General features: G+C 32.7%; 19 protein-coding genes. 13 read left to right on the forward strand and 6 right to left on the reverse strand.

The window, feature by feature from the left end:
* Position 1: 1 nt before the first annotated feature.
* The 13 genes from B5X55_RS08095 to B5X55_RS08155 all read left to right on the forward strand — a co-directional run bounded on the left by B5X55_RS08095 (position 2) and on the right by B5X55_RS08155 (position 15,904).
* Positions 2-1,183: a glycosyltransferase family 4 protein gene (locus B5X55_RS08095; protein WP_079512111.1), complete on the forward strand. Its 1,182-nt coding sequence runs from the start codon at positions 2-4 to the stop codon at positions 1,181-1,183.
* 381 nt (positions 1,184-1,564) lie between these two features.
* Complete coding sequence (locus tag B5X55_RS08100) at positions 1,565-2,182, forward strand: sugar transferase (protein ID WP_079512112.1); 618 nt, start codon at positions 1,565-1,567, stop codon at positions 2,180-2,182.
* Between the two features lie 70 nt (positions 2,183-2,252).
* The gene (locus tag B5X55_RS08105) at positions 2,253-2,999 is read left to right on the forward strand and encodes an SDR family NAD(P)-dependent oxidoreductase (RefSeq protein ID WP_079512113.1); all 747 of its coding nucleotides are present in this window, start codon (positions 2,253-2,255) and stop codon (positions 2,997-2,999) included.
* Positions 3,000-3,008: 9 nt separating this feature from the next.
* Positions 3,009-3,827 (forward strand): SMP-30/gluconolactonase/LRE family protein, encoded by an 819-nt coding sequence (locus tag B5X55_RS08110; protein ID WP_079512114.1) that lies wholly within the window; start codon positions 3,009-3,011, stop codon positions 3,825-3,827.
* A 4-nt stretch (positions 3,828-3,831) separates the two neighbouring features.
* Positions 3,832-5,064: a glycosyltransferase family 2 protein gene (locus tag B5X55_RS08115; RefSeq protein ID WP_079512115.1), complete on the forward strand. Its 1,233-nt coding sequence runs from the start codon at positions 3,832-3,834 to the stop codon at positions 5,062-5,064.
* Positions 5,065-5,128: 64 nt separating this feature from the next.
* The gene (locus B5X55_RS08120; protein ID WP_079512116.1) at positions 5,129-6,403 is read left to right on the forward strand and encodes an ATP-grasp domain-containing protein; all 1,275 of its coding nucleotides are present in this window, start codon (positions 5,129-5,131) and stop codon (positions 6,401-6,403) included.
* 35 nt (positions 6,404-6,438) lie between these two features.
* Positions 6,439-7,179, forward strand: coding sequence for an SDR family NAD(P)-dependent oxidoreductase (locus B5X55_RS08125; protein ID WP_079512117.1), 741 nt, complete (start codon positions 6,439-6,441; stop codon positions 7,177-7,179).
* Positions 7,180-7,192: 13 nt separating this feature from the next.
* Positions 7,193-7,966 (forward strand): SDR family oxidoreductase, encoded by a 774-nt coding sequence (locus tag B5X55_RS08130; RefSeq protein WP_079512261.1) that lies wholly within the window; start codon positions 7,193-7,195, stop codon positions 7,964-7,966.
* A gap of 284 nt (positions 7,967-8,250) precedes the next feature.
* Entirely contained in the window at positions 8,251-9,288 is a 1,038-nt protein-coding gene (locus tag B5X55_RS08135; RefSeq protein WP_079512118.1) for a glycosyltransferase, read from the forward strand.
* 71 nt (positions 9,289-9,359) lie between these two features.
* Positions 9,360-10,157, forward strand: coding sequence for a hypothetical protein (locus B5X55_RS08140; RefSeq protein WP_079512119.1), 798 nt, complete (start codon positions 9,360-9,362; stop codon positions 10,155-10,157).
* Between the two features lie 58 nt (positions 10,158-10,215).
* The gene (locus tag B5X55_RS08145; RefSeq protein WP_079512120.1) at positions 10,216-11,268 is read left to right on the forward strand and encodes an acyltransferase family protein; all 1,053 of its coding nucleotides are present in this window, start codon (positions 10,216-10,218) and stop codon (positions 11,266-11,268) included.
* 847 nt (positions 11,269-12,115) lie between these two features.
* Positions 12,116-14,671 carry an Ig-like domain-containing protein gene (locus tag B5X55_RS08150; RefSeq protein WP_079512121.1) on the forward strand — a complete coding sequence of 852 codons (2,556 nt, stop codon included), beginning with the start codon at positions 12,116-12,118 and terminating at the stop codon, positions 14,669-14,671.
* Positions 14,672-15,211: 540 nt separating this feature from the next.
* Positions 15,212-15,904 (forward strand): fibronectin type III domain-containing protein, encoded by a 693-nt coding sequence (locus tag B5X55_RS08155; RefSeq protein ID WP_079512122.1) that lies wholly within the window; start codon positions 15,212-15,214, stop codon positions 15,902-15,904.
* An 871-nt stretch (positions 15,905-16,775) separates the two neighbouring features.
* Here B5X55_RS08155 and B5X55_RS08160 read toward each other — a convergent pair.
* From B5X55_RS08160 to B5X55_RS08185, 6 genes are all read right to left on the reverse strand, one after another.
* Complete coding sequence (locus B5X55_RS08160) at positions 16,776-17,957, reverse strand: OmpA family protein (RefSeq protein ID WP_079512123.1); 1,182 nt, start codon at positions 17,955-17,957, stop codon at positions 16,776-16,778.
* 119 nt (positions 17,958-18,076) lie between these two features.
* Positions 18,077-18,418, reverse strand: coding sequence for a hypothetical protein (locus tag B5X55_RS08165; protein ID WP_143814437.1), 342 nt, complete (start codon positions 18,416-18,418; stop codon positions 18,077-18,079).
* 94 nt (positions 18,419-18,512) lie between these two features.
* Positions 18,513-19,652 carry an N-acetyl-alpha-D-glucosaminyl L-malate synthase BshA gene (gene bshA, locus B5X55_RS08170; RefSeq protein WP_079512125.1) on the reverse strand — a complete coding sequence of 380 codons (1,140 nt, stop codon included), beginning with the start codon at positions 19,650-19,652 and terminating at the stop codon, positions 18,513-18,515.
* 18 nt (positions 19,653-19,670) lie between these two features.
* Positions 19,671-22,580 (reverse strand): serine hydrolase domain-containing protein, encoded by a 2,910-nt coding sequence (locus B5X55_RS08175; protein ID WP_079512126.1) that lies wholly within the window; start codon positions 22,578-22,580, stop codon positions 19,671-19,673.
* 93 nt (positions 22,581-22,673) lie between these two features.
* On the reverse strand, positions 22,674-23,156 hold the full coding sequence (locus B5X55_RS08180) for an ABC transporter ATPase (protein WP_079512127.1): 483 nt from the start codon (positions 23,154-23,156) through the stop codon (positions 22,674-22,676).
* 17 nt (positions 23,157-23,173) lie between these two features.
* Entirely contained in the window at positions 23,174-23,965 is a 792-nt protein-coding gene (locus B5X55_RS08185; RefSeq protein ID WP_079512128.1) for a (Fe-S)-binding protein, read from the reverse strand.
* Positions 23,966-23,969: the final 4 nt, after the last annotated feature.

The following is a 23,969-nucleotide window of genomic DNA, read 5'->3' on the forward strand; positions in this document are numbered from 1 at the left end:
TATGTCTTCAGTTAAACCCTATACATCCAGAAAAAAAATAATTAGATCGGCCGCAGTACCAGGTTCGTTGTATGGATTATTAACTGGTCAACTTCGGTTTTTAAATCAACACTATGAAGTAATTGGTGTAGCTTCTGAAGGAGCTATTATGGAAATAGTTGCTCAGCGCGAAGGTATACGTACAGAATCTATAAATATAGAGCGCTCCATTAGCCCAATTAAAGACTTAATTTCATTATTTAAACTGTACAGGTTTTTTCTTAAAGAAAAACCAATGATGGTGCATTCCATTACTCCTAAAGCTGGGCTGCTTAGTATGGTAGCCGCATATTTCGCAAAAGTTCCTGTTAGAGCTCATACTTTTACAGGTTTAATATTCCCAACGCAAACTGGTTTTTTAAAAAAATTACTACTCTTATTTGACAAAATTATCTGTGCATTCGCCACCAACGTTTACCCAGAAGGCAACGGCGTAAAAAACGATTTAATACAGTATAAAGTAACCAAAAAACCATTAAAAGTAATAGCAAATGGCAATGTAAATGGTAAGGATTTAACTTTCTTTGACCCTCTCCTATTCCCCAAAGAATCTACAAAATCTGAAAAGAACAAACTTGGTATTACTGAAAACGATTTTGTTTTCATCTTTATTGGAAGGTTAGTGAATGATAAAGGTATTAACGAATTAATCCATTCTTTTTCCCAACTAAGTAAAAAACATTCTGCGATTAAATTGATTCTTGTGGGATCACACGAAGGTGAAACAGATGTTTTACCAAATAGCACTTGGGGTTTACTGAATTCTGAGGAAAATATAATTTGGGTAGGGCAACAAGATGATATTAGACCTTATTTATCAATGGCAAATGCCCTTGTTTTTCCTAGCTATCGTGAAGGGTTCCCAAACGTAGTGCTTGAGGCAGGTGCAATGGGTCTACCCGCCTTGGTAACGGATATTAACGGAAGTAATGAAATTATTGTACATGGCAAGAATGGATATATTGTTCCGTCGAAAGATGAACAGGCACTATTAGAAGCCATGACGCTATTTGTAGAAGATTCACAGTTAGTATCGAATATGGCGCAGCTTGCACGGCCGATGATTGCAAATCGTTATGAACAAAACTTTGTTTGGGAATCGCTATTAAATGAATATAAGCGAATAGAGCATAAGGATAGTTAAGGATCCACTACTTGGTTTTTATAGGTAATGGATTTAGACCCCATAAATCGACCTATCTCCTAAATAGAAGTCTGTACATTAATAATTAGATGAATTTTTTCAAGTTTATTTGAGCATCAACTACGTGAAAAATATGTATTTTGGTTATTAATAGGTACGCGTTTTTCGCCATGTTTACCAATAAATTAACTTCCTATAAAATAAGAATTTAATTTCCAAACGGACTTATTAAACTTAAAAATACACCTTGCAATAAGTTGAGAATTCGCTAGTTAAAGATTTGCACCAGTTCTTTAATCCAGAATAAAAGTACTTGGTCTATTTACTATCTTTTAAGAATCTATTATTACGTAATTTAGCGTCCTAATTATAAATAATAGTATGTATACGCGGTTTTTTAAGGGATTTTTCGATGTTTTAATAGCTGCACTAGTTCTTTTGGTTTTTAGCCCCCTATTTTTAATCATCTGGGTTTCGTTGTCTATTGCAAACAATGGTAGCGCCTTCTTTTATCAACAAAGACCAGGTAAAGAGAAAAAGGTGTTTAAAATTTTAAAATTCAAATCAATGAATGATAAAAAGGATAAAGATGGAAATCTTCTTCCTGATTATCAACGCATGACCGCCATAGGTAAGTTCATTAGAAATACCTCTCTAGATGAATTACCACAATTATTAAACGTACTCAAAGGTGACATGAGTCTTGTAGGTCCAAGACCTCTTCTGGTTTCCTACCTCCCTTTATACAGTGTTGAACAAAACAAAAGACATTTGGTTAAACCTGGTATTACCGGTTGGGCGCAAGTTAATGGTAGAAATACCATTTCTTGGGATAAAAAATTTGAATATGACGTTTGGTATGTAGAACACCTTTCTTTTTTACTTGATGTCAAAATATTTTTCATGACCCTTAAAAAAGTATTCAAGAGGGCAGATATATCAGCATCGGATAATACTACCATGGAAAGATTTGTTGGAAATGAAAATCCTAATCTATAGCTTTATCAGGTAGAAGCAATAATAATACCTGTATAGGGCACGTTATACTATCGCATAGTAAATTGTGAAAATGAAAACAGTAATGATTTTAGGGGGTGCCAAAGGTGTAGGCAAAGAAATATTGAAGTCTTGTATTGAAAAAGGATACAATGTTGCTTTCAGTGGCAGAAAATCAACTATAGGCAATCAACTTATCCAATCATTAAATGCGAAAAACAGGCTCTATTTTCATGAATTAGACCTGAACAATATAAATGAAATCGAGAATTTTTACCTTGAAACCATTAAACGATTTAAAAAGATAGACTCTTTAATTTTGTATGCCGGTATATCACCAGTATCCTCAATACTGGACACGGAAGAAGAAATTTACGACAGTGTATTCAATATAAACCTAAAGGCTCCATTTTTCCTATTAAAGCATGTTCTAAAATCAATGAAGAATAATAACACCGGTTCTATTGTTTTCTTTGGTTCAGCCCATATGGATTATGGAGAAATAGATAGAGCTCCTTATGCGCTAACTAAAAGTTCCCTTTATACATTATCAAATCATATTGCTCATCATTATGCAAAATATGGCATTAGATCTAACTATGTGGTTATGGGCTGGACTAATACAGAAGGTGAACTTGAATTGAGAACCAAGGAAGGAATAAGTGAAAAGGAATTGAAAAATAAAGCCTCAAACGTTGTTCCAATGGGAAGAATGCTTAATAGTTTTGATCCGGTACCTGCGGTAATGTATTTTATTTCTGATCAGTCAGCAATGACTACCGGCTCAATTATAAGAATTACAGGCGGAGAGTATATATAGTTATCATTTATGATTCATTCATTAATATTTCATTCTAATTCTGAGCTTCTAGAAGGACCTGTATTTGATAAAGAGAATAATTACCTTTATTTTGTATCCATCTTAGACTATTTGATTTATTTTCACAACCCACAAACCAACGAAATCCTAAGTATAAAACTAGACTCACCTGTTAGTTGTATTTATATATTAGGAAATAAGAAAGTCTTAGCTGCATCTAAAAATGGTTTTTTCGAAATTGACTTTAATACATTAGAAAAGAAATTTGTTTTTCAAATAGACATAGATGATTCAGTTAGATATAATGACGGAATAAAAGATTCAATAGGAAGATTTATTATTGGAACCATGGGGTATCCTGAGGTGAAAAAAAATGTAGGAAAGGTGTTTTCATACCATAAAGGAGAGTCTAAAACAATTATAGACAATACTACTATTTCTAATGGTTTAGCTTTCTCCTTAGATAATAAATATCTTTACTTTATTGATACTCCGACAAAAAAAGTTGCACGGTATTTTTATGATTTAAAAACTGGAGAATTAAAATTTGAATCATACGTTGTCCAATTAAAAGGCTCTGGGAGTCCTGATGGAATGTGTATTGATAGTCAGGGAATGTTATGGATTGCCGAATGGGGAGGCGGATGTGTTTCTCAGTGGAATCCAATGAACGGTTTAAAACTAAAAGAATTAGAACTACCCTGTATTAATGTTACATCTTGCTGTTTTGACAATCATTCGAACTTATATGTTACGACTGCAAAGTCTGAATCTAAAAATGATATTTACGGTGGTGGATTGTTCTACCTTAAATTAAATAAAATTTAAATCTATGAACACTGTTAAAATTAGTGTAATCGTTCCTATTTTTCGAATAGAAAAATATTTACCTAAATGTATTGACAGCCTATTAAATCAGTCTTTTAATGACTTTGAGTTAATTTTGGTAGATGATGGTAGTCCTGACAATTGTCCTAAAATTTGTGATGATTTCGCAAAAACAGACTCGCGAATTAAAGTCATTCATAAAAAAAATGGTGGACTTGTAAGTGCAAGAAAAGAAGGATTGAAGAACGCTAGTGGCACCTATGTAACATTTGTGGACGGTGATGATTGGGTAGATAAATTTTATCTAGACATATTATTTAATCTTGCTGTGGCAAATGATGCCGACCTAGTTGTTACTGGTCATTTTAGAGAATTTGACGGAAAGATTGAAACTATTAAGCCAAAAATGGTTGGGGTATATGATGAAAACGAATTAAAATCTTTAATTCTACCAAATGCCATCTACAATGGCGAGTTTTGTGAACATGGAATATCAACATATGTATGGAACAAGCTTTTTAAAAGAGAATTGCTTTCTACAGTTCTTTTTGATGTACCAAATGAAATTGTTATGGGAGAAGATGCTGCAATTACCTTCTCATATCTAACCATATCTAAGAGTCTTGTAATAAGTAGTACTCCTCTTTATTATTATAGACAGCGACATGATTCGATTGTAAAGTCTGTAGAAAATCCAAAAACTGAATATTATAGATTAGGGTTGCTAATGAATTACCTGCAATCTAAATTGCAAAACTCATTAGATGAGAATAACATTAAAGAACAGATAACCTATTACTTGTACTCCCAAATTTTAGTAAGATCCGGGGGTTTAATATATGATGAAGAAGGAAAATTAATTTTCAATCCTTTTTTAAATGTTGAATCCAAATCTAAAGTTATCATCTATAGTTCTGGGTCTTTTGGTCAACATATACTTTCAACTAATATTAAAAACAACTTTTTTAAAGTTATTGAATGGATAGATATTGATTATCATGAATTGAATATTGGTGAAAATTTTGTAAAACCTATTAGTTCTATATCAAATTCAGACTATGATTATTTAATTATAGCAACTATAAACCCAACATATTATAACGATATTAAAAAAGAGTTGAGCTTAGTAGGTGTCGATCAGAAAAAAATAGTAAAAATCAATACTGATATAAACGAAATCAGTAAACTACTACTTCAGTTAGGGTTTGACACTAATTTTATATTTCAAAAAAATTAAATTTTATTGAAATTAACCAACATCATTATAACTACGATTTTATATAAAAAACAAGGTTTTACCTATGAAAAAACTTATAATATTAGGAGGAAATCCTGAAACAGCAATTTTAGTTGATATAGCAATTTCAATGGGTATTTATACTATTGTTGTTGACCCTAACCCTAATGCACCAGCAAAAAAGAATGCATCTGAAACTTACGACATAGATGGTTTTGAGGTTGACAAAATAGTTCAACTAGCAAAAGACCTAAAGGTTGACGCCGTTTTGGTAGGTGTAGCTGATATTTTAGTTAAACCTTATGGAGAAATTTGCGAAAAGCTAAATATACCAACTTACGCTAATAAAGAAGCAATTGAAGCTTTTTGTAGTAAAGATGGATTTAAAAGATATTGTGAAAAATTCAATATACAAGACATACCTGGCACCTATCTTGATAATAATTCAAGTATAGAAAAACCAGAAAATATCGCCTACCCTTTAATGATTAAGCCGGTTGACAATGGTGGTGGTGTAGGAATGAAAATTTGTAGAGATGATAAAGATTTTCAAGAATCTGTAAAAACTGCACTAAACTTCTCTAAAAAAGGAGTCGTTCTAGTAGAAAAATACATGGAATGTGATGATATGGCTGTCTATTATACGTTTAGAAATGGCATACCATACCTCTCAGCTACTTATGATAGAATAACAACTAAAATACAAGGAGATTTTAGCCCGGTTGGTATCGGCGCCATATACCCTTCTAAAAACACAGATTTATTTGTTAAAAAAATACACCCAAAACTCAGTGATTTTTTTAAAAAATTAAATATTCAAAATGGTGTACTTAACCTTCAGTTCTTCGTAGAAAATGACGTTTTTTACGCATATGATCCAGGGTTTCGATTACAGGGTGAAGCACCACATATTCATTTAGCTCATATTAATGGTTTCGATCATAGAAAAATGCTTATTAACTTTGCATTTACCGGTGTTTTAGGAGATGATGATTTCCCTGAAAAGAATGACTACATGTTTAAAGGGAAAAAAGCATGTACAATTTGGGTACTTTTAAAGGAAGGAACTATCAATTCTATTAAAGGAATATCTGAAATTAAAGCTGATAAAAATGTCATTTTTGTTTTAGATAGGTTTAAGGAAGGTGATGTCGTTAAAAAAGAATGGTTAGGAACTGAGAGACAAGTTTTTTCTCGTATATATGTTGTAGCCGATTCTATTGAAGAGTTGAATTCCAAAATGTCTGAATTTAAAAATAAGCTAGTTATTACTGATAATTCTGGAAAAAATATGATATTAACTTGGCCAGAAACTATTATTTCAGAAAACTACAATTAATATCAACATATAGAATTAATTAATGATATAAAAATATGGAAAATAAAACAGCCGTTATTACTGGTGGATCTAGAAATATAGGTTTAGCAATTGCAGAGAAATTTTATACTCTTGGTTACAATGTAGCAATTCTAAGTGTTTCAGAAAACAGTGCTAAAAAAGCTGCAACAAATATTGACAATACTGGCAATAAAGTAATAGGGTACAGATGTGATGTTACAGATGTATCATGTGTTGAAGAAACACTAGCGAATATAAATTCACACTTCGGTGGTATAGATATACTTGTAAATAGTGCTGGTATTTTGGATATGGCCAGCATAGAAGAAACTTCTATTGAGGAGTGGGATAATGTTATGGCCGTTAATCTTAGAGGTACGTTTACAATGATTCAAAAATCAATTAAATATTTGGAAAAAAGTAAGCATCCGAGAATAATTAATTTATCATCCAATTCTGGGCGTATGGGAGGATTTGAAAACGGAATGGCCTATAGCGCATCAAAAGGTGGTATAATTGCATTAACATATGGTTTAGCCAGAAGACTTGCTAAACAAAGAATTACAGTTAACTGTATTGCACCGGGAACTATAGAATCTGACATGTCCGCCGCACGTAGTCCAGAGGTATTAAAAAAATTAAAAGAAAGATTTCCTTTAGAAAGATTTGGAACACCTAAAGAGGTTGCCGCGGCAGCTTGCTATTTTGCAAGTGACGACGCAGGCTTTACTACAGGTTCTGTTCTAGATGTTAATGGAGGATTATTTATGGGTTAAAATAAGAAAAGATATGAAAACAAATATATTAGAAGCATTTAGTTTAGCTGGAAAAAAAGCAATAGTTGTTGGAGGTGCAGGAGATTTAGGAAAAGCCATGGTGGAAGCTATTTCACAAGCAGGAGCGCAAACAGTTGTTATTGACTTTGATGAAAGAGTTTATGATATTTGTGAAAGTTTCAAGAAAGATGGGTTACAAGTAGATCCGATAAAGGCAGATGTTAGCAAATTATCAGAAATAAAAGAATCTTATCAATCTGCTTTAGACATCTTAGGCGGTAAAGTTGATATCTTAATAAATTCTGCAGGAATTCAAAGAAGATATCCTAGTGAAGATTTTCCTGAAGAAGAATGGAGTAAAGTAATAGCAATCAACCTTGATGCCACTTTTTACTATTGTAAATATGCCGGAAATACCATGATTAAAAATGGCGGCGGTAAAATCATCAACATTGCATCATTAATGAGTTTTCTTGGAGGAATTACAATACCAGCTTATGCTGCTTCTAAAGGCGGTGTTAGCCAATTAACTAAGGCACTTTCAAATGATTGGGCGGCTAAAGGAATTTGTGTTAATGCAATAGCTCCTGGTTATATGGATACTCAGCTTAATGTAGCTTTAATAAACGATAAAAAAAGGACTGAAGAAGTTTTCAATAGAGTTCCTATGAAAAGATGGGGTAATGGCGAAGATTTAAAAGGATTGACAGTTTTCTTATGTTCTTCTGCCAGTGATTACATTACGGGAACAGTTATACCTGTAGATGGTGGATATTTAGGAAGATAAAATTTTCTTCCTACTACCTATTTTCAAGATAACATCTAAGAATTATGAAATAGGTCTGTAAAATTATAACGAATAAAAATTGAAGTATTTAATCCGATAAAAATGTCTTAAAACAATTTTATTAATTGATAGTTCTGGTTTCAATAATTTTACGACCTATTTACATTTTTATGATTTAAATAGATCTAAAAATTTAGATTACAATTATTGTGAATTTCTTACCACAATCATTTTCATCTTGAATTCAATTTAAAAATTTGATTAAAAAATAACAACTACAAGCAATGAAGTTAAGCATAATTATTCCTTTATATAATAAGGAAAAATACATTGAGCGTTGCTTGCAGAGTCTTTTAAACCAAGGGCTAGCATCAAATGATTACGAAATAATTATTGTTGATGATGGTTCAAAAGATTCTAGTGTTGATGCTGTTAATACTTATGCAAAGAAAAATGGCATAGTCAATATAAAATTGATCCAACAAATTAACCAGGGACCTAGTGCTGCCCGAAATAATGGTTTACTAGAAGCTAAAGGGGATTATATTTATTTTCTTGATGCAGATGATTTACTCTCTAAACATGCTCTAAGTTATCTTATTACATTAAGTAAAGAGAATGATCTTGACATTTTAGAATTTGACACTAAAGAAATTGAAGAAGGTAAATTATCCGGTTTACCAGACTCATCCTTATTCGATACAAAGGAAATAAAAGTTTCTGTCATGGAAGGTAAATCCTTCATTGCTGAATATGACTTAAGAAACCAGGCTTGGCGTTATTTAATTAAACGCAAATTTTTACTAGATACCGATATTCTCTTTTTAGTAGATATGCGGGCTTATGAAGATTTAATATTTACTGCTAGTGTATTTTTATTAGCGAAAAGAATATCTAAAGTAAGTGTTGATGCCCATAGATATATTAAGGTAGCTGGCTCTATTGTTACAAGTAAAAATCCTGAAAAAAATCTAGAATTCATTCTTGGTATGGTTAAAGCTGTAGAAGAGCTTGATAATCTGATTAAAAAGTATGATGAGTCAAAAGAAAATAATGCCTTAGTAATAAATAAGCTAAAAGCTAAACAACAAGCTGTAGTTTATGCATTATTAATACGTGCGTTTAAATATAAACTGAATCCAAAGGACTTAAGTGCAATATTGGACAAAATGAATACGTTAGAAGCCTACCCCATTGATTATAATAAAGGAGGGATAGGAAAGCTTAGCTTAATTCAAAAAATAATTTTCTTTCCTTTAGTAAACAATAGAACTAGCCTTTTATTAGGTTTAAAAATTATAAGGAAACTAAAATTTCTTTAAAAAAATAAATAAAATAAGCAAAGGTTAAAACATACCTAAACGCTTTATTTCTTCAACTAAAAATAATAAATATGATTTGTTTTCTTGTACCTGTAAAGAGTGAGAAACTTTCTTCCGATTGGGATAAATTCAGTGAATTGGTAAATCGTAGTCTTAAATCCATAAACGGGCAAAAAGATAAGGATTTTCAAATTGTTGTAGCCTGCCATGAGTTACCGGAAAATAAATTTGAGCATCCAAGAGTACATTATGTACAAGTTAATTTCGGAGTTCCTGAATTAAGTAATGAAGACTGGGAAAAAGACAGACAACTAAAAGAAGGAGATAAAGCAAGAAAGATACAGCATGCTTTTGAATATGCTAATGACAACTTTGATGTTGACTATTTTATGGTTGTTGATTCTGATGATTGTATTCACAACGGCATAAGTAAATATGTAAACTCGAGATTAGAAAACAACATCCCTGGATGGTACGTTAATAAAGGCTACTTCTATACAGAAGGCAGTAAATTCGCTTTTATGATTCGTAGCAATTTTAATGTTAGGTGTGGTACTTGTATAATCATTAAAAAAGAATTATTTCCACAAGTACTACAACAAGAGCCATATCTATACTACTTTCATGAAAAAATAGAGCTAGAGGATAACTTATCATTGATACCTTACCCAAAACCTGCTGCACTATACAGTATGGCCAATGGCGAAAATCATTATATGTCACAATCAAAAATGATGAATTTGGTTAACCAAACGAAATTATTTACCATGGAACACATTAAAAGTGTTTACTCGAAAATCTCAAGATATAGACCAAGATTTATAGGTAGCCGTTTTAAAAAAACATTTACTTTTTATAAAATATCTTAGGGTAATATTTAATACAAAATGCGTCTATTTCCTGAAAGTTTAAGCTAACTAATTTTTCATGTATTTACATTCTATTACCATGTTAAGGGCTATTGCAATACTATTAATTGTAGGGTCTCATTGTCATAGAATTTCCAATATTATGCCAAGTAACTTTATTCATCGCTTATTAATTAATATAACGGCGGGCGGAACAGTAATTTTTGTATTCCTATCTGGATTTCTATATCATCACATTTTTTACCTAAAAGGAAGGACTAATATTTTTTTAAAAAAACGAGCTATACGATTACTTATTCCGTATTTAATATTATCTATTATTCCAATAGCATACAAGATTTATTCTCAACCAAATTTTTGGTCTAGCTACATTCACCATGAGAAAACAGGTATTTTGAATGAATATATATATCCTATTTTCCTTTTTCTAATTGGTGGTGACCATCTTGTAGCATATTGGTATATTTCCTTTGCCATGCTGTTGTTTTTGTGTTTTCCTTTACATAACATGTTTATTAAGGCCAATTACAAGGGTCAAATCTTAATATTGGCAATCACTTTATCTATTTCACTCATAGTTCAGAGACCTCCTCCCCTAAGTTTATTAAGTATACAATCCCTTATATACTTTACTCCTGTTTATCTATTTGGTATTTACTGTTCTATATATAAAGAAAGTATGTATTCCTTTTTCAGGGCTAAAGAGTACCTGTTTTTATTTCCCTTTCTTATTATTTTATTGTTACAAACCTATTTAGGAATTGAAGGGAATGCCGAGAAAAATTTTTTTTCATACGAAGGAATCGATTCTATTCTACCTCAGAAAATCTTTCTTTGTCTTTTTTTAATAGTTTGGTTACGTCGTTTTGAAGGTTTCGACAATAAATATGTTATGTTACTAGCGAATACAAGTTTTGCTATATATTTTCTACATGGTTATATTTTGAGGCTCCTTTATATTATAAAAGAACATCTAGAAATAGAAGAGTTTTCACAACCTCTTTTAATCTTTTTCGCAAGCTTAGTTTTAATCATATTAACTAGTATATTGATAGCAACAGCTATTAAGAAGGTTTTTAAAGACAATTCTTCCTACATAACAGGATATTAATTAACTTCTGTTCGATCAAACGACAAAATCAAATATTTCTTCTGGGTGTTACCAAAGTGCTTTCTTTGGGAAGATTGAGCGTATCACAATAGTGCGAACACTTGGAGATTTACCTTAACAGGCCACAAGCCCTAGCATGGACGGAAAGTGTAGGGCATATATCTAAATAAAAACTTTTCGTGGAACGGCTTTGGAGCTGCATGAAGTACTAGAACGTGTACCTTTTCCAAGTCAATAACTACCTAGAGGCTACTGTGGGCTGAAAAAAATCAGGTATTACAACAATTAGCAGAGGCACAAAAGGTTTGGAGTAGAGACCCGTCAATAATGTATCAACAACGCAAGAAACAAGTGGCATGATGATACTAAAAAAAACAGGGTCTTCAACAAATCGGGCAGGTTATGAGTCTCCCCCCAGACCTCCCTCTTTCAGCACCATCATTAAACTTATTTTTATAGATTTATTGTCCTAAGAGGGGGGATGATCATTAACCCTTTTAATACACTTCACCTTCAAAGTAATCGGCACCAATTCCCACATCTATCTTAACTATCCGTAGGGCTTACCAAAAATCATTTTAAGTAGAAAAAAAATTACAATTAATTCAAATCAATAGACAGTATTTCAATCATTTAGGTTCGTATTGTGCATTTCAACGATCTTTTTAATTTATTTTGGTATTTGATGGGCCAAAAAGATATATTCATCGTAATTAAGTTACATTTCATCGTTAGAGCACAATAATATATATAAACTTCTAACCTGCATGTAGTCCCCCCTTGATATTTACAAATAAAAATATATAACTACTTAAAAATCATTAACTCCACTAAACATTCATTAATTATGAAATTAAAAATTACTCTTTTTTTATGTTTACAGGCTTTTTGCTTTCATCAAATTTATGCCCAATGTGATGGGGCTGATTTTGAAGAAAAGAGTGGAATAGCCATTTTAGAATTAGACTCAAAGGTCTCCGGAAGTTGGAAAAAGGAATCAATTTCTGGCTCATCAGGTGGTTCTGCATTAACCTATAGAGGCTCTAATTACTTCAGTTCACCTGGAAATTCCATGATAACTTATAAAGTTAAAATAAATTCATCTGGTACTTATAGGTTTATTTGGAGGAACAAAATTAGCGTCATTGCCAGCAGTAATGCAACCACCGAACATAATGATTCTTGGTTAAAAATAAATGCTTCTAATTTTTTTGGTCAACAAGGCAGTAGTAAAGTTTATCCTGGAGGTTCAGGAAAATCTCCTGTTGCTGAAGGTGCTACTTCAGGAGGTTGGTTCAAGGTTTATACCAACACGATAGACTGGAGCTATAGTACAAAAACTAGTGACAATGATGCTCATGGTGTTTATGCTACATTTAATAGCCCAGGAGTCTATAACATTCAAGTTTCAGCAAGATCTAATGGTCATACCATTGATAGAATGGTACTTTATAAAGAAGGTAGTTATTCTTCTGCTCAAGCCGAAAGCTTATCTAGGTCAGTTACAACTTGTTCTGGTAGTACACCGACTACTCCGACACCGACACCGACAACAAATGAAGCACCGTCTGTTACTATCACTAGTCCAAGTAATGGACAAAATATTAACGAAGGTAGTTCTGTAACAGTACAATTATCTTCTAGCGATGCAGATGGTAATATTTCTAAGCATGAGCTTTTTGTAAATAATAATTTGGTAGATACGGATGGCGTTAATTATAGCCCTTACACTATTTCTAATATTCAAAAAGGTAGCTATGTAATTACATCAAAAGTAACCGACAGTAATGGTGCATCTGATTCAAGCACTGTCAACATTACTGTGGATAGTGATGATAGTACAGAGCCTACTCCAGAACCAACACCTTCAACATCAAATTCAGCACCTTCTGTTAGTTTTACCAATTTAACTAATGGCCAAAGTTTCACAACTGGGACTAATGTAACTGTTTCCTTAAACTCTAGCGATTCTGACGGAAGTGTCGTTAAGCATCAAATTTATGTCAATGATGTTTTGGCTGATACTGATGGTACAGACTATACACCTCATATAATAACGGGAATTAGTGCTGGTAATTATTCCATTAAGGCTACAGTAACAGATAATTTAGGCAAAACTGCATCGAGTACTATAATTATAACAGCAAACAATGATGATGAACCAGATACCAATCCAACTCCACCCTCAACGAATTTGAATCCTTCTGTAAGCTTTACTAATCTTACCAATGGACAAAGCTTTACTGCTGGTTCTGATGTTACAGTTAATCTAAGCGCCACTGATTCAGATGGTAGCGTAGTAAAGCATCAAATATTCGTAAATGGTGTTTTGGTAGATACCGATGCTTCTAGCTATACTCCACATGTTATGAGTGAAATTGCCAATGGCAGTTATGAGATTAAAGCTACAGTAACTGATGATGACGATAACAGTAATTCTGCAATTGTTAATATTGTAGTTGGTTCGGAAACTTCTCCAAATCCTCCAACATCTGGCAATCAGGCTCCAACAGTTCAAATTACCACTCTAAATGAAGGACAAATCATACCTGTAGGAAAAGAAGTTTTAGTTGGGGTAACAGCCAATGATAGCGATGGTAGTATTGTAAAACATCAAGTTTATGTTAACGGTAATTTAGTTGATACAGATGGCGCTATTTACACGGCGCATCCTTTTCAAGAATCAATAACTGGGGATTACCAAATAAAGGTAGTTGTTACTGATGATAATGGTGCTACAGGTTCTACCGTGGTCAATGTTATCGTAGGTACGAATTCGAACCCAACGACACCATCCATAACGCTTAATTTAATTGACGCCATATCAAATGATAACATCGGCACATTATCAGATGGAACAACTATAAGCCCTACAAAAACACAAAATATAAATATTAAGGCAAATGTTCCTTCGAAAGCTAAGAGTGTTCTATTTGAACTTTCGGGAACACAAATTGAAACTAGGTATGAAAATTTAGCTCCATATGCTTTATTTGGTGATGTCAATGGTGATTATAGTGCTGCCAACCTTTCGAATGGTATATACAAACTTATTGTATCCGCATATTCAGATAGTAATGGTAGAGGAGTACTTATTGCTGCCGAAACTATAAACTTTACTGTGGGTTCAACTACAAGTAAAACTGCATTTGCATTTCCAAATCCTGTTCTTAGTGATGGTAAAGTTTCTGTTCGTTTGCCAGAAGGCAGTACCGGTAACTACTACTATAGTGTTTCAAATGCTATGGGAGTTCTAATTGAGAAAGGTACTTTTAGTGCTAAACAATCAGAGCCAGACATTAACCTAGAGCTATCTAATGTAGGAAGACAGATGAAAGGTGTTTACTATCTGAGTATTACCTCTGGTGGATCTAATCAAATCATACCTCTTCTAAGACAATAATCAGTATTCTAGTAGATAAAAAAGTCGGCTTCTAAATTTAGAAGCCGACTTTTTTACTTGTAATTAGAATCTTAAATGGGAATAAAGTTTAGAATACGTTTTATGGTTTTGTTTGTTATCGCATTTTCCAAATGGCTTCTCAAAGAGAGTATTTTTTTTACTTTCATATTTTATTGACCAAAACCATAATTCTTTTAAATAAGTACAACTTTCGGATGCATGAGGCTTTTATTCCTTTCGATATAATGACCGATACAATGAACTTATTATCAAGATAATTTAAAGGCTTAATCATTTTGAATATTGTATTCTACATATGCCACCCTTGTGGCAGAAAAGTATTTCAATAGATATAAAATCTCTTACGATAAATAACGTTGAAATAGCTATTTTTACATAAGCAGGAGTTATAATGCATTCTGAAGCCTATAATGCTAAACAAGCAATTATTGAGACAAAAACTAGTGGTTTAAGCTCTGGTATTTATTTCATAAGCTTGAAAAAGGATAACATAAACAGATTCTTCAAACTTATAAAAGAATGAAAAAAGGTTTGATTCTATTGTTGGCAGTAACCATTCTCCAATCTTGTGGTGTCGATTTGGATATATTAGAATACGCCGACGCGGATAACGGAATTAATATCTTGCTGCTATTCCCTGAGAATGATTCCAACTGTACCGATGGTATTATTGTTTCTGACACAGAAAGCGAGCTTATTTTTGAATGGGAATATGAGGGCGACAGTGATTTCAGCCCATACAGTTTACAATTAATAGACCTTTCGAACAATGATACAATTGTTTATGAAAGTCTAGAAACTGAATCGGCTATTATACTTCAACGTAATGTATCATATTCATGGTCTGTAACAGGAGTATTAAATAGCAAAAGTGAAACTTGGAGTTTCTATAATGTTGGCCCAGGGGATGAATTAACGGCACCTTTACCCGCTAAAGCTATTTCACCCGTATCTGGCGCTTCAATTTCACAAACAAGTACCACCGTGAATTTAATTTGGAAATCTGAAGATGCCGATAACGATATAATTGGTCATGACCTTTATTTCGGTGAGACTGAAGATCCAGAACTTTTTGTTGAAAATATTACTGGGTCTCGGTATAATGATATTCCAGTTGTAGCTGGTAATTTTTATTATTGGAAGATAGTAACAAAAGACAGTGCTGGAAATGAATCTATCTCGCCTATTTTCACCTTCGGTGTTGGGTCATAAATCTAAAATTATAACATATAGACAACTGTCTTTTTTTAGTTCAAAACTAAGCAGTTAAAATTTGCACAAATCATAAACTTAATATAATGTTTGTCGCATTAACAACTAAATTAGTGAAAAACAAGTATTACTATTATTAAATAAACCGGCTAGAACCTACGGTAAATACCTTCATCAAACTATCTTAAAATAGCATTTAGATTTAAAAAGCATTAAATACTTTTTAAATAAAACAATTCACCAATTTAAACAGAAATTACCCAAAAATACCTTCAATATAAACTTAATCTTTAAAGTTATGCTTTGTATTCTGGTGTCTATAAAAATTCTAATAGTCATTAATTAAATCCATGAATAAAAAAATAGGCCAACTCTTTACAAATATATTGTTAGTCCTTATAGTTACAGTGACCCTTTGATTTCTAATTCTACATCTGCACAAGATTTAAATCTATTCTGGCATTTAATTGATTTTTGGTATAAAGAAAATAACATCATCACCTAATCTATATGATACAGAATAGATAAGGTTATAATGGAACGTTAGTGCCGACCTTAAATAATGTATGTTGTGAAATCATAAACGAAGATTTACAATGGGAACGATTTGACAAAAAATAAATGCCTAATTTTTTATCCTGGAAGGAAAATCCTAACCAAGAAGTTTATAACAATTGTTGGTCAAGAAAATAATAATATAAGTAATATTAATACTGACTTGGTCTATTCCTTTTTTCCAAAATACCAAAGTTAAAAATCAACTATAAATTAGTGAATCATCCCTTAAAATAATAGTATTAATAAATGATTAACTTAGTTTCACCTCCAATTAATATAAGTCTAGTTAAACAAATCGATTACTTTTTTCTTATCAAAATTCGATTATAACAAACTCAGAACGTCTATTTACAGCATGCTTCTCCTCAGGACAATACGTATTGTCATCACATTCATTTAATAACATACGCTCACCATAAGCTTCTGTAACTAATTTATCTTCCGAAATACCTTTAGACAATAGATAATCTTTTGTTTTATCAACTCTTCTTTGAGACAACCAATCGTTATAATTAGCGGCACCTCTAGAATCTGTATGGGAGGTTATTGTTAATTTTAATGTTGGAATTTCTTCCATTATCAACGACAACGAATCCAAAATAGTTTTAGACTTTCCTTTTATCACTGATGAATTAAGATCAAAATACACGTAGCCTAAATTCTCAATTCTTAATCTTAATTCGTCCTTTTTCTTATTAAGAGCATCTAATTTTGCTTTTTCCGCAGCAGCTAAGGCATCTTCCTTTTTTTGCTTTTCAAGTCTTTCTGCCAATAACGCCTCATCTCTTAATCTGTTAACTTCATTTATAGAATCCATTTGACGTTGTTTTTCCTTTTCTATTGCTGCCAAAAGCTCTAACTTTTCTTCTCCTCTTTTCGATAATCCTTTTTCTATTCCAAATTGATAAACTACACCTGCAGCATGTTGAATATGGTTAGAGGCTCCGTCACCCTGACTCATAGCCCATTTGCCAGAAGAATTAAAATCTAAACCCCACCTATCTGAAAACCAAGTTCTAAATCCTACCACTGCATTGTAAGTACCTCTACCCAAATTATTAGCATCTGTATACCCTGCTCCGATTCCAATATATGGATCAAACCATCCTGTTTGTCCGATAATTTGATTTAAGTCGTATGTCAAACGAGCATCGAGACCAAAATAATTTATATCCTCAAGGATTACAGTTGCATCAATGATATTACCAGACTTATATTTATTATAAGTACCAATAGCTTCAATCCCTAAGCCATTCTTAAAATATCTACCGATGCTTACTCTAGAAGGAAATGGAACTATATTCCATTCTTGTCCTACGTTGAATATACCATCAAAAACGTTTCCTGAATCATCAACAGCATTGAAACCAACACCGACAATCCATGAACTCTGAACAATACTATCCTTTTCCGTAATTTGAAGCTCGTCTTGAGCAAAAGTAAAATTGACAGCTAGTAATAATATTAAAAAACCAAAAACTTTTGTAGTTTTCATAATATAAAATTTGGGTTATTAAATGTAAAATTAGTTGTAGTTCAGGTAGTTGACAAATAATTTCTGTATACGGTAATTAAAATCGATTGGTAGTTGAATGTAGATTAATTAACGACGAATTACTGTTGAATCTTTAGAGATTTCACACTTAATGGTAATTTAAAAATACTAAAAGGACTGACTATAAAATTGTTTTGTTTCTTAGTCTTAGATTCAAGCTTATGTACGATTAAGCTATCAGCACCCTCTTTTATTTCTAAATCTACAAAATTAGATGTGTCACTATCTCCACACCAAACTAATAGCATATTTTGACTGAAATCGACTACTGGAGGAACTAAACCTGGCTTTCTTGTTCTATTAATTTTGCCGTAAAAAGTATTTAAAGCCTCTTGATTTCTAATTAAAAAATAATCTTCTTCTTCAAAACCACTATAATTTTCATTCAAGATATTCTGCATACTCATTTCATTAGAATTCTGTAAACTACTAGTAACTGAACTTTTACATGAATTCAATTGGACTATAAAAAAAAGGATAAAAAAAGTGACGAATTTATACATTCTTGAAACGACCTTTAAATGCCCTCTCATAAACTTCTTCATAAAGCGGAAGTACTTTCTGTATATCAAATTTATGAGCTTCTTGTAGAGCGTTAAGTTTAAACCTTTCTAATACCTCATCATTTTTTAAAATAGTTATTGCTTTAGCTGCCATATCTTCAATATCACCAACATCGCTAAGAAATCCACTTACCCCTTCTTTGTTCACCTCAGGAATACCTCCAGCATTACTTGATATTACAGGTACTTTATTTATCATAGCTTCTAAAGCTGCAAGACCAAAACTCTCTGTTTCCGACGGTAAAAGAAACAAATCTGAAAAACACAAGATTTTATCGATTTCGTTACTATTACCTAAAAAGATAACCTTATCAGCTATACCTAATTCTTCGCAAAGTCTTTCAGCACCTTCTTTTTCAGGGCCCTCGCCCACCATAATAAGCTTAGAGGGTATTTCTAGTTGAATTTTACTAAATACCTTGATAACATCAGGAATTCGTTTAACCTTTCTAAAATTGCTGATATGTGTAACTATTCGCTCGTCTTCAGTAGCCATATTAGAACGTTGGCAATCGGTAAAGGATGTACTATATTTTTTGGCATCAATAAAATTAGGTATAACTTCAATTTCACCTTTAATATCAAAAGTTTCCAAAGTTCCCTTTTTCAAGCTCTCAGATACTGAAGTAACCACGTCAGATTGATTTATACTGAAGGTTACCGCAGGTTTATAAAAAGGATGCTTACCTACTAGAGTTATATCGGTTCCATGAAGTGTTGTAATCATAGGAACAAAAATTCCTTCTTCTTCTAGCATTTTCTTAGCCATATACCCCGCATATGCATGTGGTATGGCATAATGAACGTGTAATAAATCTATCTTATGAAGCTTTATGGTATCTACCAATTTACTAGATAATGCCAGCTCGTAAGGTTGATAATGAAAGAGTGGATATTCAGGAACGTGAACTTCGTGAAAGAATATTTTATTACTTAACAACTCTAAACGCACAGGTTGTTTGTAGGTTATAAAATGAATCTCATGACCTCTATTGGCCAATGCGATTCCTAATTCTGTTGCTACAACACCACTACCACCAAAAGTAGGGTAACATACTATTGCTATTTTCATTACTACAAAACTAGCTTTTTAATTTATAATTGAGTCGTAAATGACTTGTTGAATTCTAGTTCTTAACCCAGATTTAACTAATAAAGTATTAGAAGCTGATGGATATGTTCTGTTAGATAAAAACACATAAACAATTTCTTCTTCAGGGTCAGCCCAAGTATATGTACCTGTAAAACCACTATGACCAAAACTTTTTCTAGAAACACAACCACAGGTTGGTCCGCTATGTTCTAATTGTGGTTTATCAAAACCCACTCCCCTACGCACATTCATATCGCAAAAATAGCAAGTATTAAATTTCTTAACTGTTCTAGAATCAAAAAATTTGGTGCCGCCATAATATCCGTTTTGAAGATACATTTGCATAATCTTCGCTACATCATTTGAGTTACTAAAAAGTCCGGCATGTCCTCCTACTCCTGCTTGCATCGCTGCCCCCATATCATGAACATAACCTTGTACAGTACCGTATCTATAATAATCATCTTCTTCTGAAGGTACAATCATATTTTTTTCAAACTTATCTAAAGGATTGTATGAGGTATGGTTAGCACCAAGCCGACTATATAGAAAATTATTGGTCAAATAATCTAAGCGTTGACCATAATTTTCTTCAATAACCTTTTTCATCACATAGTAAGGTACATCGCTATAACGATATCGATTAGACTTTAAATCTTGCCTTCCAATTCTATTATAAATCGAATCTTTATAGGCATCTACCAAATAAAGGTTATCATAGACTTTAGTTGAAAAACCAGGCAATGGTGAATTTCGATAAAACTCACCAGATGGCTTCCTATTTTCATCTAATGTATTAATGTAAAAAGGTATCCATGCAGGTAAGCGACCATAATGTGACAAAGCCTTTAAAACGGTTACATTTTTAATTTCGGTATCGGAATAATTTGGTACTAATTCTTCAAAAGTATCATTCAACCCAATTTTACCTTCCTCTTCCATCTTCATTACCATGGGCAACGTTGACAATATTTTTGTCAATGAAGCCAAATCATAGATATAATCATTAGTTATTTTTTCTTTGGAATCATAGGTAGGCTTCCCAAAACTTTTTTGATATATAATTTTGCCTTTTCTTGCCACCAAAATTTGCGCTCCCGGAAACATTAAACTATCCAACCCATCATTCACCATACGGTCAATATCCCCTAAGCCTTTCGAACTCATACCTACTCGCTCAGGTATACTATAACCAAGCCTACTTAGTGATTGTGTTTTAATTCCTGAATTTACCGGAAAATCAGAGTGTGCACTAACCGGTAATTTCCCTGAAGCTCCTACCGCGCCAAAAAGAACTTCAGCAGTTTTCTCTTGAGCTAAATCACTATTCTGATAAGACATAACTACAGCATCAATATTCTGAAATGACTTAATATCAGACAAAGCATAAGGTTTAGCAAAAACACAAAGTATAAGATTAGACGTTCTTTCGGCCGCAATCTCTTGCAACCAATTTAGCTCGGTTGCACTAAATTTGTAGCCTTTCCATGGGCTTTCATTACTTTTATGATGGCCAATTATAACAAGGTTAAATTCTTTTAATTTCACTTTTAAGGTGTTGATATCATTCGCATCTACAACTGTTACGTTTGCGTAATTTTTCAGTCCTTTCACAAAAGCATTATTAGAAGCATCACCGAACTTCACATAGGCAATTTTCTTATTGTCCAAATTTTTGATAGCCATTAAGTCTAACTTATTCTTTACAATAGTAATCGCATTCTCAATGGCCTCTTCATAAATAATATCGTCTTCTAAGCTGTTTAAATCATCATATAGATTATCTAAAGCAATTGGCTTATAATTATTTAAACCTGCTTTGTATTTTGCTAAAAGAATTTTTTTAACCGAATATGCTAAGCGTACTTCGGTCAATCTGCCTTTTTCATAAGCATTTGTTAACTTCAATTTAGCACTTACTACATTCTCTGGCATTAAAAGCATATCATTACCAGCCATAAATGCTGACAATTCTACACTGCCATCACTTCCTTTGGTCGACACTCCTTTCATATTAAGGGCATCAGTAAAAATCAATCCTTTATAGCCAAGGTCTTCTTTAAGAAGTCCTGAAATTATTTGTTCAGAGATAGAAGAAGGCAATCCTTTTTTTATTTCTAGTGCAGGCACTTCTAAGTGTGCTACCATTATACTGCTTAATCCAGAAGCAATCATTTTCTTAAAAGGATATAATTCTAAACTATCAAGACGTTTTTTAGAAAAAGGTATTACCGGTAAATTGTGATGTGAATCTACTTCGGTATCCCCATGACCCGGAAAATGTTTACCATTTGCCAAAACGCCTGCACGCTCCATACCCTTAACAAATGCGATTCCCTTTTCAACTACATTATCTCTATTTTCACCAAACGAACGATTGCCTATTATGGGATTATTCGGATTTGTATTAATATCTAAATCTGGAGCAAAATTGATATGTACTCCCAATCGTTTTGCATGCTTACCAATCTGATAGCCTACCTTTTCAACCACTGAACTATCCTGTATGGCACCTAAAGTCATATTCCATGGAAAGGCATAGGTAGAATCTAACCTCATGGATAGTCCCCATTCTGCATCCATACCAATTAATAAAGGAAATTTTGATGCCGCCTGATATTCATTCGTAAGCAAGGCTTGCCTAACAGGCCCACCTTTAGAAAAAATAACTCCTCCTAAATTTTCTTTAATAATCAAATTTTTAATCTGATCTGTTGCTTGCTTACTTTGATTTGATGCGACGCTAACCATAAACAATTGACCCAACTTTTCATTTAAGGTCATTTTTTCATATTGCCTATCAACCCAAGTCTTTTGAGCTAAGCTATCCTTAGTAACTAAAGGATTTTGAGCAAGAAGGCTTGAACAACAAAATAAACCACAAAAAAATATTAAAATAAGGCGCATAAAAATGTATGTACTGAGATAACTATTATGGCATGAAATTATTGCATTTCATCGATAAAACCCAATAATAATGATAGTTAAGAAGAAATCGTTTTATAGAAAACGAGCATGCCAACTCTCAGAGGCTGGTACTTCCCAATGTTCAAGGTATTCACCTTTATTGGTTACCAAATTGTTGAATACAATGGTATTCTTTGAAACAGCTTTTTGCTTCGCCATTGCCTTAAAGTCAAGTAAGCTTTTATAAGCTACGAACTCCCCTTGTTTATAAGACACATTCATTTTATCCAATAACAAAACGTCATATTTCTTTTCTAAAGCTTGAATAAAATGAACAGATGCATCAATTGAACAACCTGTAGCGCTTTGTGTATTCTGATCTAATGCAATTACTATAAATCTCTTATACTTTATCTCATACCCCGCATTTAGATCATTACCGTGGGCTGTCCAATTTCGTAAAAACACATCAACTTCAGACCTTATATCAACTAACTCATCTTCAGAAAATGAACGGCTACATTGATATATCCAAACTCTTGCAGTCTCTGGTAACGTATTAAATTCTACTAGCAAATTATGTAATTTAAAAGTTATAAATCTTCTGCGGTCGCAATCAACTCTGCAATGTCCATTACAGCAATTGAATCTTCCTTCTCTTTATTCTTAACACCATCGGTCATCATCGTATTACAAAAAGGACATCCTGCTGCAATTATATCAGGCTTTATTTCTAAGGCTTGCTCGGTGCGTTCAATATTCACGTCTTTATCCCCTTTTTCAGGTTCTTTAAACATTTGTGCACCACCAGCACCACAACAAAGACCTCTTTGTTTACAGCTTTTCATTTCTACCAACTCTGCATCCAATTTTCGAATAAGATCTCTTGGAGCTTCATAAACACCATTAGCCCTGCCCAAATAACAAGGATCATGAAAAGTGATTCTTTTACCTTTAAACATTCCACCTTCAATCGAAATTCTACCTTCGCTTAGCAGTTCTTTTAAAAACTGTGTATGGTGAACAACTTCATAATTTCCTCCTAAACCAGGGTATTCATTTTTAATGGTATTAAAACAATGAGGACAAGCTGTTACTATCTTCTTAATTTCATAGGCATTTAGCACCTCTATATTGGTAACTGCCTGCATTTGAAACAAAAATTCATTACCTGCACGTTTAGCTGGGTCACCAGTACAACTTTCTTCAGTACCTAAAACAGCAAATGATACATTAGCCTTATTCAAAATCTTAACGAAAGCTTTTGTTATCTTTTTTGCCCTGTCATCAAAACTACCGGCACAACCTACCCAAAATAAAACCTCAGGCACGGTACCCGCCGCAAAAAATTCTGCCATTGTAGGCACTTTCAATTCACTTACCATATCT

This window comes from Maribacter arcticus (assembly GCF_900167935.1).
Lineage (GTDB): Bacteria > Bacteroidota > Bacteroidia > Flavobacteriales > Flavobacteriaceae > Maribacter > Maribacter arcticus.